Genomic DNA, 12959 nt, shown 5'->3' with positions numbered 1-12959 from the left:
CTCGAGCGCCTGACCTCAAAGGTTGGTCCTCTGGAGCCAGCCACAGACACTGGCGGAGCCGTCATACGATCTGGTATCTGTACGACGGATCCTCCTTGTCACGGCGCCCGACATTGGAATTTTCGAGCAGTGCCATGTCCCCGGGAACCGGGTCCGATCGCTGCGAATCGAGCACGACCACCCGATCGGCAATGCGCCATTCACCGTTGCGCCGCTCCATGCGGTCCACGTAGCGAATGTTCACCACCCAGTCCATCGCTGGCTTGTCGTCGTCGGGTTTCGTGCGGTGGCTGGCCTGCGCATAGTGTTCCGCGAACGCCACATCGCCGTGCACCTCGACATACTGGTTGCCGGTGAAGTGCTGCGTCGACTCGAAGCTCGGCAACAACTCGGCTGCCCAGTCGATGAAACCTTCCACGCCTCCGTTGTACGCACCGTGCCTGTCGATCGCATCCGGGTGATAACACGACCGCACGAGATCCCAGTCCATCCGATCGATGCCACGGCAATAGCGGATATGAACGCGGCGAATCTCCGCTTCATCCAGTAGCTGCTGAAGTTTCGCTTCCACCTTCGGTCTCCTTGATTGGATCGTCGCGACTGAACTCGGGTGCAGAGCACGATCGCACGACTCCCGTCGTGCCTGCACCGCTGTCCGCTTGCGCGGTCATGGCCGCGCTATGCTTTTAGTTCCGGGCCGGCTTGCCGACCAGCGCCCGGTATTCATTGGCCGAGGCCGGCTTGCGTCCGAGCAGGCCGGCGATGTCGCGCGCCATGTTGAACATCTCCAGATTGTCTTTTAGGCGCTTGTCGCTGTTCGGGTACTTCCACGGCGTATCTTCGGTGCCAATCCGGATATGCAGGCCCATCATCGTGGCAAGGGTCGTCATATAGAGTGTCGCGCGACCGGCCGCACAGACGCTGATGACCGATGTCGGATCGATCTTGCGGATCTGGTCGACCATCAGGAACATGTGGCGCGTCATGTCCTGGGCATCGCTCACCCACGTGCCGGACACCAGCGTGCGACCGACGTTGAACGGCAGGCCATAGAGAATCAGCCAGTTGTAGGGCTTCTTGAGAATGCCGGTATCGATCAGTTTGCGCTTCGCGAGCTCGATCTCACCGGAGCTGTGGATGGCCAGTTCCGGCTTGACGCCGGTGGCCTCGAGCTCCGATATGGCCGGCACCATGAAGGCTTCCGGATGGCCCGGCGCGCACGGTGCGACTTCGGTCAGACCTGCGCGCGCGGGGCTCATACACTCATCGAATGACGAGCCGTTGAGGACGTTCAGATTCGGCACGAAGTCGTTGCCAAAGCGCGAACGCAGCGGCTCGAGAACGGCGGAATACGCCTCAACTGGCGGGATGTCGCGGTCGAGGCGCCGTCCCTTCTCATCGGTCATGAACGAAAAGTCGATGTGCACGCCGCAGGCGCCGGCTTCGATGACGCTCGACGCGGCCTCTACATACTCCGCGAGCGACGTGGCGCTCTCAAAGCGCCCCGATACGGCTGCATTGATCGCAATCTTGTCCGACACGTCCCATTTGGGTTGCAGCTCGGCTCCGGCAATGAACTGGTACTCCTCCATTTCGCGTTTGGCGGCTTCCCAGAGAGACAGTTTTTCGACCATGATGATCCTCAACACAGGTAGTGAATTCAGGCCCGCTAAGCTTCCGGGCCCACGGCAACCAAACTGGAGAGGTTCTGGCAGATCGCGCCCGAAAAGTAGACCCCTCCCGCAATCAGATCGTGTGCATCAAGATGATTCCATGAGCAATCGATTTATATCGAATGATGCGTTATGGAATAAAATAAGTCAAGAAACCTGGGGAATGCCCTGGTGAGCGGCGCGTGTGCAACGGCCCTACTGCGACCAGGAGATCATGCTCGGGGAGAAATTCGGAGGCCTGTTGCCATCGGAGGCAAGGCGCAAGAGGCAGGTCGAGGAAGAAAGCGGGAAGCCCACGCGGCTCGTGGCGGACTTCGCGCTGGACAAGGCCATCGTTCGTGGTCTTATCGAACTGCAGCAGTGAATGCTGTTCGCTTGTGACTTGTTTTAAGCGATCAACGCTCGAACACGGCCTTCAGCTTCTGCGGCGGGAGCGCGGAGGTGAGGTCGGCATCCGGCGGAGCGGTCGGATCGCACTTCGGGTCGAGGCCCTTGGCACTATCGGCGTAGGCAAAGGGCAGAATCGACGGCGACTCCTTGTTTACCGTTCCCTGATAAGCCGCTACACCCTGCCGCACGGCAAAGCGAACGTAAGTCGTCGTGCCGTCGAGCGTGTAGTAGGGATAGGGCTTGCCCGACTGCTTTGCCGACATGTAGTGGCAATTCACCTGGTTGTCGCTTGCAATCGTCGCGATGGCGGGGACCGGCAGGTGAGCCTGCTCGAATGCCTTGACGGCGGCTAGCGCAGTTTCGCCACCATCCGTCACGATGGCGTCAATCTTCGGATACTGCGCGATTAGACCGACGGTGGCCTTCTGGGCGTCGACGGGATTCCAGTTCGTCACAATGTACTGCTCGTTGAGCAGCTTCAGATCCGGGTATTTCTTGAGTCCGCCTCTCAAACCGTCCATAAAGTTTTGGGAGGTGGTCGCTCCGGGCGATCCGCCCATGAACACGACATTTCCCTTCTTCAGCGTGGTTCCGAGCCAGTCGGCCCACAGGACACCGATTTGCTGCGTATCGCCCACCACGTTGACGACGTAGTCACGGCCAGGTGTGCCCGTCATCTGAGCCGAGTACGGGACGACCGCGACGCCCGCCTTCATGGCCGCGCGCATCGCGGGAAGCTGTACCGCGCCGAAGTCCGGGAGCAGAATGAGGACGTTGATGCCCTGCGCGACCATGCTGTTGATATCGGAATTCGCCTTCTGAGGATCGCCGTTGGCATTGCTGTAGATGACCCGCGTGACGTTCTTGCACCGACTGAGCTCGTCCTTGACTTCGGCGAGGCCGGTCTTGCGCCACGTATTGCCGCCGTAGCCGTCCGACACGCCGACGATCATCGGCTTCGTTCCGCACATTGGCGTGATGTCGCCTTGATGGTTCGTGATGGAATCTCCCGCCGCGTGGGCAGTTGTAGAGATAAAACCCGTGGCAAGAAAGAGGCTGGCGCTTATTTGCGTAATCCGGACGAGCATCTTTCCTCGCCAGTATCGAAGATCGCGCCGATTCTTGAGGCCGCATTGATGAGCGGGCATAGTCTCTTGCGCAACGAACGGACTTTGCGGTTTTTGCACTGCAACTTGCGATGCGCGAAGCTTGAAGAACATGGTGATCCTCGCCGTGGGTGATGGATGAGTAATGGAATCGGGTCGATCAGGAAAATGGAACTTCCTGTGGCGGCATTGATATGTGATGCTAAATGAAACAGTGTGTTGTTAGATCGATTCATATCGAATAATGTGTCTCGGGATGAATTAAGTCAAGCACCCTGGGGAAAGTCCCTGGCAAGGGCGCACGTGAACGTGACGGGTGCGGCCGAATGCGCTTCGCGTGCAGTGGTGAGGAAGGGGCGAGTGCTGCGCACTCGCCCGCAGGTTGAAAATGAGAGAGGACAGGGAAGGCGGGATTCCGGATAGTCTGATCTGCCCCATCCGTCAGCGGAATGATCGGAATCCCGTCGGAGAAATGTGCCGCTGCATCGGCACTGCCGCGCTGAGGCCAGTACCGACGCAGCGGCGGAGGACACGGTACGAACGCGTTCTCAGAAATGCACGAAAGTTTGCTCGTACGGGGTCACTAACGAAGAGGTCCAGTCGCGTCGTTGTCAGGGCACCCGACTGGCCTGCGACACAAACTTGGTGACGAGGTAGCCATCGAACGTCTCGATGCCTCCTTCGCTGCCCATGCCGCTCTCCTTCACGCCCCCCAGCGGCGTCTCGGCCAATGCCAGGCCGAAATGGTTGATTCCAACCATTCCGGCCTCGATACGACCTGCAACGTATTCGGCGGTCGCGATCGAATTGGTGAACACGTAGGAAGCCAGGCCGTATGGCAGCGCGTTGGCACGTGACAAGGCCTCTTCAGTGCTACTGAATGTCGTTATCGGCACGACGGGTCCGAACGGTTCCTCGAGCATCAGGCGCGCGTCATCGGGCACACCGGTGAGGATGGTCGGGGGGAAGAAGTAACCTGTTTCAGCCAGACGGCTGCCACCACACACCAACGATGCGCCGCGCTCCCGCGCGTCCGTCACCAGGGCCTGCATTGCGTCGATGCGTCGTTCGTGGGCCAGCGGTCCCATCTGGGTCTGTGGATCGAGGCCGTCTCCGACCCGTAGCGGTGCGTACTCGGCGGCGAAGGCATCCACGAACTGGTCATAGGCTTTTTCGTGCACGAAGAAGCGGCTCGGTGCCATGCAGACCTGACCGGCATTGCGTGTCTTGGTGCGCGCGAGAAAACGCGCTGCCTGTTCTACGTCAGAATCGTCGAACACCAGCACCGGCGAGTGACCCCCTAGTTCCATCGTCATGCGCTTCATCTGCGCGCCGGCCATCGACGCCAGCTGTTTGCCGACAGTGGCGGAGCCAGTGAACGAAATCTTTCGCACAGCCGGAGCGTTGATGAGATGGGTGGAAACCTCGGACGGCACGCCCCAGACGACGTTGAGGCATCCCGCTGGCAAACCTGCGTCGTGAAATATACGCGCCAGCGCGACCACTGCGCTTGGTGAATCCTCAGGACCCTTGAGTACTATCGTGCAGCCCGCACCCAAGGCGGCGACCACCTTGCGTAGCGCCAGGTTGAAGGGGAAGTTCCACGGTGTGAACGCGGCGCAAACACCGATGGGCTCACGGGAGACCGTCTGCTGCACACCCGGCGTGCGCGCCGGGATCACGCGTCCATAAATGCGCCGGCACTCCTCCGCATGCCATTCAGCGTGCTCAGCACAGCTTTGTACTTCCAGAATAGCTTCGGCCAAAGGCTTGCCCTGGTCGAACGTAATGTTACGGGCGATCTGCGGAGCTCGCTCCCGGATCAACGAGGCAACACGACGCAGCAACGCTGAGCGTTCGATTGCCGGCGTGTGCCGCCAGACCTGGAATGCATCAGCCGCTGCGTTCACGGCATCATCCAGATCCTGAGGCGTAGCGTGTGGCAATCGGGCGAACGCCTCGCCAGTTGCAGGGTTGATCACATCCTGTTCGGGTCGCCCGCGGGCGCTCAGGAAACGGCCACCGATGTAGAGGGCGAGTGCTTCGTATTGTGCGGTTGTGGTGTCCATGGCGGCCTGACTCAAAGAAATACACTACCGCCGTCCACGGCGAGGGTTTGGCCTGTGACAAAGCCCGCACCATCACTGACCAGGTACGCGAGCGCCGCCACGAGGTCACCCGGTACCTGATCGCGCTGAATACAGCGGCCGGAAGTACGGGCGTTTTCACCAATGCGGTCTTGCAGATCGGTCTGCAGCACGCCGTCGCTTAGCGTGAAGCCGGGGGCAATCGCATTGACCGTAATGCTGTCCTTCGCCAGTTCCCGCGCAAGTGCGCGCGTGAAGGCAATGACGCCCCCCTTGCTGGCCACGTAGTGCGCCATATTCACCGGCCCCTTGATTGGCACGGTGGACGCGATGTTCACGAGGCGCCCCCGACCACTCTTGCGCAGATGCGGCAGCACTGCTTTGGCACAGTTGAACGGGCCCAGCGTGTTGACTTCCATCACCCGCATCCATTCCTGATTGGTGATCTGCTCGAAGGGCTTGAGCGTCAGGGTGGTAAACAGCGCAGCGTTATTGACGAGACCGTCGATGCCGCCGAACTCCGAGACTGCTGCGGCCGCCATGCCGGCGACATCTGCCTCGCTGACAACGTCCGTGCGTACGCCGATGACCTGATGTCCGGACTCGCGAAGACGCGCTGCGGCTTCGTCTGCGCCATGCAGGTCGGCGATGACGACACGATGGCCCAGCTGTGCAAGATGTTCGCTGAAAGCGTAGCCAATGCCACTGGCACCACCAGTGACAATAATGCGCTTGGGTAATTCAGGTTTCATGGTTTCCTTCGCACGTCAGAAGATTTCAGGTGGCAATGAGTGATCGATGTTCGTGTGGGTCGCTTGCCCTGCGGTATGTAGCGAAATATCAGCAAAGGCTGATTGGGTGTCAACGAACCTGGCTAGAATGTCCGCATACCGGACTTTTATACGGAATTCGAATTTCGAGAGGGTCTATGGCGTCTCCTGCGGGCGGGAAAGAATCACGGGAAAACGAACCGGAATACGTGATGGGGCTCGAAAAAGGGCTCTCCATCATCGAAGCATTCGGTATGAAAAAAGGGCCGTTGACTGTGACGCAGGCGGCGGAGATAACCGGTCACACCAAGGGTTCGGTACGGCGTAGTTTGCTCACGCTGTGCAGGCTGGGCTATGCCACGCAGAATGGTTACAGCTTTGTCCTGGCACCACGCGCTCTGAGGCTGGGCTACGCGTATGTCGTTTCAGATCCGTTGACCAAGGTCGCGCAACCTATCCTGGAGATCACCAGCGAACGCACGCAGGAATCTGCCTCGATCGCTGTGCTGGATTTGCAGGATGCGGTCTTCGTCGCACGCTCAACGCATCGGCGCAGCCTGTCCAGCGGTTTGGGTGTTGGCTCGCGTTTGCCTGCTTACTGCAGTGCCACAGGGCGGGTTCTGCTGTCAGGGCGACCGCCGGCCGAAGTGAGATTCATGCTCAACAGAATGGCACGTCCCGCTCTGACGCCTCACACCCTCACTACGATCACCAGCATCATGAAAGAGATCGAATTTGTGGGCAGGCACGGGTACGCGATCATCGATGAAGAACTGGAGATCGGTATTCGCTCGATCGCCGTTCCGATCCGCAACGCACATGGGAACATGGTTGCTGCCATGAGCCTTTCGGTGTCCACAAGCCGCATGACGCGCGAAGGCGTAGTGGAACACCTGCTGCCAGAACTTGAAAGCGCGCGCCGCCACCTTGCCGCCCTGTTGTAGCGCTCCGCCTCTCGTGTCCGGGGAGCACGCCTCGCCGGCCGGCTTAAAGCGAACGTTGCAGGCGCGCGGCGGTTTCACGCAGCGCCGGCAGGAAGGTTTCGCGCAACGTTTCGATGTTCACGCGCCCTGAATAGACGCTCACGCTCACCGCCGCCTCGATCTGCCCGGCGCTGTTCTTCACCGGAACCGCCATCGCCGACATGCCGATTTCGATCTCCTCGTCGCTGATTGCGTAGCCGTCTTCCGCCGCGCGCCGGACTGCCTTCAGCACGCTGTCGAGATTGGCCACTGTGCGATCGGTGAGCCGCTTCATGGGCACGCTTTCGAGGTGCGCGCGCGCCTGCTCTTCGGGCAGCCCGGCGAGCAGCACGCGCCCCGTGGCGGAGCAATAGGCGGGCAGGCGGCCGCCGAGCTTCACGCCCGTTGACACGATACGGACCGCCTCGGCGCGTGCGATGAACACCGCATAACCCTCGTCCAGCACGGCCAGCGAGACCGACTCTTGCAGATTGTCGCGCGTGCTCGCCAGAAGCGGCTGCGCAATCTGCGGCAGCGACGACGTGCTGAGGTAGGCGCCACCCAGCCGTAGCATGCGCGGCAATGGCGTGAAGAACTTGCCGTCGTGAGCGAGATAGCCGTGCTCGACGAGCGTCAGCAGGCAGCGCCGCGCCGCGGGGCGGCTCAGGTCAGCCAGGTTCGCCGCATCCGAAACGGTCATGCGCGTGGTGTTCGGGCCGAACGCCTCGATGATGGCCAACCCCTTGGCCAGCCCCCCCATACCTTCCTTCGCGTGGGACTTGATTGTTCCGGATTCATCCTCGACGGGCGACATGGCGCGCTCCTCCGTATTGACAGGGCTTTTGAGGAATGTCATATTGGGTCGTATACCGAACTTTGTACGATATTCGAACACACCCCGATCGGGCTGTCAACTACAGTCCCGCCGAGGTCCCCGGCAATCGGCGTTCGGCAAACGCCCTCTACGGAGTCAGCAACTTGAACATCATCCCCATCCAGCCGGCGCGGCGCGCCAGCATCGAGTGGCCCGCCGAGGGCGTCACGCGCGTGCCCTATGCGCTGTTCCAGAGCGACGAAGTCTATGCGGACGAGCAGGACGCGATCTTTCGTGGTCCGAACTGGAGCTATCTGTGCCTCGAAACCGAGGTGCCGAATCCGGGCGACTTCCGCAGCATGTTCATCGGCGATGCACCGGTGGTGGTCACGCGCGACACAGACGGCGAGCTCTATGCATTCGAAAACCGCTGCGCGCATCGCGGCGCAATGGTGTGCCTCGAAGATGCGGGCAACGCGAAGGATTTCAGCTGCGTCTACCATGCCTGGACCTACAGCCTGCAGGGCGATCTGCTTGGCGTCGCATTCCGGGACGGCATCAACGGCCAGGGCGGCATGAAGGAAGACTTCTGCCTCGGCGATCACGGCTTGCGCAAGCTGCGCGTGGCGACGCTCCACGGTCTGGTGTTCGGCAGCTTCTCCGACGACGTGCCGCCGCTCGACGAATACCTTGGCGAGGAGATCGTCGAGCGCATTGCGCGCGTGCTCGAAAACCGCGCACCCGTCGTGCTCGGCCGCTTCACGCAGATGCTGCCGAACAACTGGAAGCTTTATTTCGAAAACGTTAAGGATTCCTATCATGCAAGCATCCTGCATCTGTTCTTCACGACCTTCCAGTTGAACAAGCTGTCGCAGCGCGGTGGCATTATCGTCGACCCGAGCGGCGGGCATCACGTCAGTTATTCGGCGGTCGATCACGCGGCTGAAGCGGAGAAGCAGGCGGTCACGAAGGACTACGCGGCCCAGAACATCCGCTCGGAGAGCGGCCACCGCCTCGAAGATACCTCGGTGCTCGCAGGCACCGACGAGTTTGGCGACGGCATCACGCTGCAGATTCTGTCAGTCTTCCCGGGCTTCGTGCTCCAGCAGATCCAGAACGCCATCGCGGTGCGCCAGATCCTGCCGCGCGGCGCGCGCCAGACCGAACTCAACTGGATCTATCTCGGCTTCGAGGACGATACGCCCGAGTTGCGGGAAATGCGTCTGCGCCAGGCGAACCTCGTGGGCCCGGCCGGGTATGTCTCGATGGAGGACGGCTGCGTGGGCGGCTTCGTGCAGCGCGGCATCGACGGGGCAAGCGACGCACGCTCGGTGATCGAAATGGGCGGCGACGGCACGACCAGCAGCGCGAGCCGCGTGACGGAGGCCTCGATTCGCGGCTTCTGGAAGGCCTACCGTAACGCAATGGGATATTGACGATGACGCGGGACATCCATCAACTGATCGCCCGCGCGCAGGCCGAATACGTGCGCTGCATCGACGACGGCGACCTCGGGCAATGGCCCGGCTTCTTCACCACGTCGTGCATCTACAGGGTCACGACCGCCGACAACCATCGCCGCGATCTCGTGGCCAGCATGATTTACGCGGCCTCGCACGGCATGCTTGTCGACCGGGTCGCGTCGCTGCGCGACGCCAATATTTATGAACGGCACGCCTACCGCCATCTGCTCGGGCAGCCGTACGTGATCAGCGACGACGGCACCGAGGCGCGCAGCGAAACTTCGTTCATGGTCGCGCGTATCATGCGCGACGGCACCACCGACCTGTTCGCGACGGGCCGCTATTGCGATGTGTACGTGCGCGACGAGGCGGGCGTGCGGTTGCGCGAACGCGTCGTCGTGTGCGACAGCGCGCGTATCGACACGCTGCTCGCGTTGCCGTTATGACGCCCGCAAATCCGCCTTCGACCGGCGCCTGCTGACAACGCATCGAGGTGACATCTTGGACTTTCTAATTTCCGTCGCTGACAGCGACATAACGTTTCCATGCGCGACCGGCGAAACCGTGCTCGACGCGGCCGAACGCGCCGGCTATGCGGTGCCGTACTCTTGCCGCAAGGGCGTCTGCGCGTCTTGCGAAGGAGGTCTCGTGGCGGGTGAGGCGCGTTCGCCGGTGCAGGGCGCAGTGGCGGCGCCGGCCGAGCGGGCGCTGCTGTGCTGCCTGCGCCCCGACACGGACCTGACGATCGCACCGCGCCGCATCGAGAAGCGCGACCCCGTCGCGCGCAAGACGCTCGAGGTCTCCGTGTATCGCATCACACAGCCGGCTGCCGACGTCAGCATCCTGCAGTTGCGGCTGCCCACCGGTGTACGCGCGAAGTTCGGCGCCGGCCAGTATCTGCAAATCGAGCTGGATGACGGCACGCGGCGCAACTATTCGATGGCGAACGCGCCGCACGAAAACGACAGCGTGCAGCTGCACGTGCGCCACGTGCTCGGCGGCCGGTTCTCCGAAGCCGTGCTGGGCCGCCTCGCGAAGGGCGACAAGCTGCGCGTCGAACTGCCGTTCGGAGAGTTCACGCTGCGCGAAGGGTCGAACAGCCCCGCCGTGCTGCTCGCGACCGGCACGGGGTTCGCGCCGGTGAAGTCGATCGTCGAGGACGCCATCAAGCGCAAGCTCGAACGGCCGTTGCATCTGTACTGGGGCGCCCGCCGCGCCGAAGACCTCTATCTCGCGGCACTCGCGCAGAAATGGCACGACAGTGGCCGCGTGAAGTTCGTGCCGGTGCTGTCCGAAGCCGACGAGGCGTGGGCGGGCCGGCGCGGTTTCGTGCACGAGGCGGTGCTCGAAGACTTCGGCTCGCTCGCAGGCTATGAGGTGTACGCATGCGGCAACCCGTTTATGACGAGCGCCGCGCGCGATACCTTCGTGAAGAGCGGCATGCCCGAAGACGACTTCTTCAGCGACGCGTTCGTTCATACCGGCTGACGCGCTTGCGCCTCAGGCGGTGTGCCATTCGTTCATGCGCGGGTCCGCAAAATGACGAAGACTCTCCAATGCCATGGCCACCGCGGCGCGATTGACGTTCTCGGCGTGCCAGTAGACCGAAACCGAGCCGAAGCCTTCGAGTGGCACCGGCAGAATGCGAAGCGCGTTCAGCTGCTCGAAGCGAAGCGCGGCCCGATGCGAGGCGACGCCCACCAGATCGGTGTTGTTCAGCAGCGTGAGATTGAGAATCGACGAATTCGATTCGACGCAGTGATTCGGCAGCGTGCGTCCCGCGGCCGCGAGCGCGCTCTCCAGGGCGTTGCGCACGGGCGTGCCCTGCGGCCAGACGATCCACGCATACGCGAGCACGTCGTCCCAGCCGAGTCGCGCTTTTTCCATGAGCGCATGATCCGGCCGTGCGACGAAGTTGATCGGCTCCGTATACAGCGTTTCGGTCTGCAGTTGCGGGTCGTCGTACTGCTGTCCCGCGCGGCCGACAACGATATCGAGTTCTCCGCGCGCAAGCTGCGGCATCAGCTGGTTCATCGTGCTTTCGACGAGCCGCACCTGCGCCCGCGGCATGCGATCGAGAAGCCGCGACACGGCGAGCGGCACCGTGTCCGCCGCCGATACGCCCGAGGTCCCGATACTCACGAGGCCGCTGCCGCCCGCGCGGAGTGCCTGCATGTCGTCGCGCGCAATGTCGAGATGCGCTTCGATCCGGCGCGCGTGCTCGATCAGCGCTTCGCCATACGACGTGGGCCGCAGGCCGCGTGCGTGCCTTTCAAAGAGGGGCAGGCCGACGTCTTCCTCGAGTGCCTTCAGCCATTTCGACAGTGCCGGCTGCGTCGTGCTGAGCGCCGCGGCCGACTGGCTGAGATTGCCCGTGCTCGCGAGGCTCAACAGTACCTGCAGATGCCTTAGCCGCAGGCGGTAAGTCCAGTCCATTGCGCAGCTCCTTCGTCATGAGTTTTGCCAGTCCTGCGCCGCAGGTATATCCAAAACCGTATGGATTAGATGATTTCGCCATTTTACTGGGCATAGCGCTGTCGCATATAAATGATTGTGCGGAATCCATTGAGCCGACGCCGCCGGCTAGTGAGCCGGAACCCATGAGACACCATAAAGGAGACGCGAATGACGAGTAACAATCCAGGCAGATCGCGCGCAGCCTATTACGAGCGGATTGCCCAGCAGGGCATGGCGCCGCTTTGGGAATCGCTGCACAACCTCGTGCCCAAAGCGCCGCAGCCGAAAGCGCGGCCTGCGATCTGGAAATACGCACAGGTGCGGGATCTCGTGATGCAGGCGGGGGCCGTGATCAGCGCGGAAGAAGCCGTGCGCCGCGTGCTGGTGCTCGAAAACCCCGGCCTGCCGGGCAAATCGAGCATGACGCCGAATCTGTACGCCGGACTCCAGCTGATCCTGCCCGGCGAGATCGCGCCGAGCCACCGGCATACGCAGTCGGCGCTGCGCTTCATCGTCGAAGGCAAGGGCGCGTGGACGGCTGTCAACGGCGAACGCACGACGATGCATCCGGGCGACTTCATCATCACGCCGTCGTGGACATGGCACGACCACGGCAATCCTTCCGTGGAGAAGGGCGGCGAGCCTGTCGTGTGGCTCGATGGCCTCGATATACCACTCGTCGCGCAGATGGACGCCGGTTTCGCCGAGAACTACCCCGAAGCGACCCAGCCGGTTTCGCGCCCCGAAGGCGACAGCTTCGCGCGCTTCGGCCACAACATGATGCCCGTGCGGCACCGCGTGTCCGATCCCACGTCGCCGATTTTCAGCTACCCGTATGCGCGCAGCCGCGAAGCGCTCGACGCGCTGTACCGCAACGGCGAACTCGACGAGTGGGACGGCGTGAAGCTGCGCTACGTGAATCCGGCCACGGGCGGCTGGCCGATGCCGACCATTGCGACCTTCATGCAGTACCTGCCTGCCGGCTTCAAGGGCCGTACCTATCGCAGTACCGACGCAACGATTTACTGCGTCGTCGAAGGCAAGGGCACGGTCAGGATGGGCGGCGACGAGTTCACCTTCGAGGCGCACGACGTGTTCGTCGCGCCGTCGTGGGCGCCCGTGCAACTGGTGGCATCGGCGGAAAGCGTGCTGTTCAGCTATTCGGATCGTCCCGTGCTCGCCGCGCTGAATCTGCTGCGCGAAGAACGCGGCTAGACGCGTCACTTTTCTTTCCAGG

The 12959-nt window shown here is 62.2% G+C and carries 13 protein-coding genes; 6 read left to right on the top strand and 7 right to left on the bottom strand.

What is annotated here, in order from left to right; genetic code table 11:
- Positions 1-61: 61 nt before the first annotated feature.
- The gene (locus SB772_RS09085; protein WP_410832922.1) at positions 62-571 is read right to left on the bottom strand and encodes a nuclear transport factor 2 family protein; all 510 of its coding nucleotides are present in this window, start codon (positions 569-571) and stop codon (positions 62-64) included.
- A 115-nt stretch (positions 572-686) separates the two neighbouring features.
- On the bottom strand, positions 687-1634 hold the full coding sequence (locus tag SB772_RS09080) for a 3-keto-5-aminohexanoate cleavage protein (protein WP_410832921.1): 948 nt from the start codon (positions 1632-1634) through the stop codon (positions 687-689).
- 253 nt (positions 1635-1887) lie between these two features.
- Here SB772_RS09080 and SB772_RS09075 point away from each other — a divergent pair, with 253 nt between their 5' ends.
- Positions 1888-2037, top strand: coding sequence for a hypothetical protein (locus SB772_RS09075; protein WP_410832920.1), 150 nt, complete (start codon positions 1888-1890; stop codon positions 2035-2037).
- A gap of 31 nt (positions 2038-2068) precedes the next feature.
- Here SB772_RS09075 and SB772_RS09070 read toward each other — a convergent pair whose 3' ends face one another.
- From SB772_RS09070 to SB772_RS09060, 3 genes are all read right to left on the bottom strand, one after another.
- Complete coding sequence (locus tag SB772_RS09070) at positions 2069-3034, bottom strand: substrate-binding domain-containing protein (RefSeq protein WP_410832919.1); 966 nt, start codon at positions 3032-3034, stop codon at positions 2069-2071.
- A gap of 746 nt (positions 3035-3780) precedes the next feature.
- Positions 3781-5238 carry an NAD-dependent succinate-semialdehyde dehydrogenase gene (locus SB772_RS09065; RefSeq protein ID WP_410832918.1) on the bottom strand — a complete coding sequence of 486 codons (1458 nt, stop codon included), beginning with the start codon at positions 5236-5238 and terminating at the stop codon, positions 3781-3783.
- Positions 5239-5249: 11 nt separating this feature from the next.
- The gene (locus SB772_RS09060; RefSeq protein ID WP_410832917.1) at positions 5250-6008 is read right to left on the bottom strand and encodes an SDR family NAD(P)-dependent oxidoreductase; all 759 of its coding nucleotides are present in this window, start codon (positions 6006-6008) and stop codon (positions 5250-5252) included.
- A 230-nt stretch (positions 6009-6238) separates the two neighbouring features.
- On the opposite strand from SB772_RS09060, the gene SB772_RS09055 reads away from it, so the two are divergent.
- Positions 6239-6970, top strand: a complete 732-nt coding sequence (locus tag SB772_RS09055) for an IclR family transcriptional regulator C-terminal domain-containing protein (RefSeq protein ID WP_410832916.1) — start codon at positions 6239-6241, stop codon at positions 6968-6970.
- 43 nt (positions 6971-7013) lie between these two features.
- On the opposite strand, the gene SB772_RS09050 is transcribed toward SB772_RS09055, so the two are convergent.
- Positions 7014-7802 carry an IclR family transcriptional regulator C-terminal domain-containing protein gene (locus SB772_RS09050; RefSeq protein ID WP_410832915.1) on the bottom strand — a complete coding sequence of 263 codons (789 nt, stop codon included), beginning with the start codon at positions 7800-7802 and terminating at the stop codon, positions 7014-7016.
- Between the two features lie 164 nt (positions 7803-7966).
- On the opposite strand from SB772_RS09050, the gene SB772_RS09045 reads away from it, so the two are divergent.
- Genes SB772_RS09045 through SB772_RS09035 form a run of 3 tightly spaced genes read left to right on the top strand, consistent with a single transcriptional unit; the run spans position 7967 to position 10753 of the window.
- Entirely contained in the window at positions 7967-9238 is a 1272-nt protein-coding gene (locus tag SB772_RS09045; protein WP_410832914.1) for an aromatic ring-hydroxylating dioxygenase subunit alpha, read from the top strand.
- Positions 9239-9240: 2 nt separating this feature from the next.
- Positions 9241-9711 (top strand): aromatic-ring-hydroxylating dioxygenase subunit beta, encoded by a 471-nt coding sequence (locus SB772_RS09040; RefSeq protein WP_410832913.1) that lies wholly within the window; start codon positions 9241-9243, stop codon positions 9709-9711.
- A 55-nt stretch (positions 9712-9766) separates the two neighbouring features.
- The gene (locus SB772_RS09035; protein ID WP_410832912.1) at positions 9767-10753 is read left to right on the top strand and encodes a 2Fe-2S iron-sulfur cluster-binding protein; all 987 of its coding nucleotides are present in this window, start codon (positions 9767-9769) and stop codon (positions 10751-10753) included.
- A 12-nt stretch (positions 10754-10765) separates the two neighbouring features.
- Here SB772_RS09035 and SB772_RS09030 read toward each other — a convergent pair whose 3' ends face one another.
- Complete coding sequence (locus tag SB772_RS09030) at positions 10766-11701, bottom strand: LysR substrate-binding domain-containing protein (protein WP_410832911.1); 936 nt, start codon at positions 11699-11701, stop codon at positions 10766-10768.
- 189 nt (positions 11702-11890) lie between these two features.
- On the opposite strand from SB772_RS09030, the gene gtdA reads away from it, so the two are divergent.
- Positions 11891-12937: a gentisate 1,2-dioxygenase gene (gtdA, locus tag SB772_RS09025; protein WP_410832910.1), complete on the top strand. Its 1047-nt coding sequence runs from the start codon at positions 11891-11893 to the stop codon at positions 12935-12937.
- Positions 12938-12959: the final 22 nt, after the last annotated feature.

The sequence above is a fragment of the Paraburkholderia sp. SIMBA_030 genome (genome assembly GCF_046535245.1).
Classification (GTDB): Bacteria; Pseudomonadota; Gammaproteobacteria; order Burkholderiales; family Burkholderiaceae; genus Paraburkholderia.
The sequence above is the reverse complement of the archived record's forward strand: the minus strand, read 5'-3'. Positions and strand labels throughout refer to the sequence as shown.

Coding starts and splice junctions, on each gene's coding strand:
- SB772_RS09070 (WP_410832919.1), bottom strand. CDS start 3,034: ATGTGCGGAACGAAGCCGATGATCGTCGGCGTGTCGGACGGCTACGGC.
- SB772_RS09065 (WP_410832918.1), bottom strand. CDS start 5,238: ATGGACACCACAACCGCACAATACGAAGCACTCGCCCTCTACATCGGT.
- SB772_RS09055 (WP_410832916.1), top strand. CDS start 6,239: ATGGGGCTCGAAAAAGGGCTCTCCATCATCGAAGCATTCGGTATGAAA.
- SB772_RS09075 (WP_410832920.1), top strand. CDS start 1,888: ATGCTCGGGGAGAAATTCGGAGGCCTGTTGCCATCGGAGGCAAGGCGC.
- SB772_RS09030 (WP_410832911.1), bottom strand. CDS start 11,701: ATGGACTGGACTTACCGCCTGCGGCTAAGGCATCTGCAGGTACTGTTG.
- SB772_RS09060 (WP_410832917.1), bottom strand. CDS start 6,008: ATGAAACCTGAATTACCCAAGCGCATTATTGTCACTGGTGGTGCCAGT.
- SB772_RS09080 (WP_410832921.1), bottom strand. CDS start 1,634: ATGGTCGAAAAACTGTCTCTCTGGGAAGCCGCCAAACGCGAAATGGAG.
- SB772_RS09050 (WP_410832915.1), bottom strand. CDS start 7,802: ATGTCGCCCGTCGAGGATGAATCCGGAACAATCAAGTCCCACGCGAAG.
- SB772_RS09040 (WP_410832913.1), top strand. CDS start 9,241: ATGACGCGGGACATCCATCAACTGATCGCCCGCGCGCAGGCCGAATAC.
- gtdA (WP_410832910.1), top strand. CDS start 11,891: ATGACGAGTAACAATCCAGGCAGATCGCGCGCAGCCTATTACGAGCGG.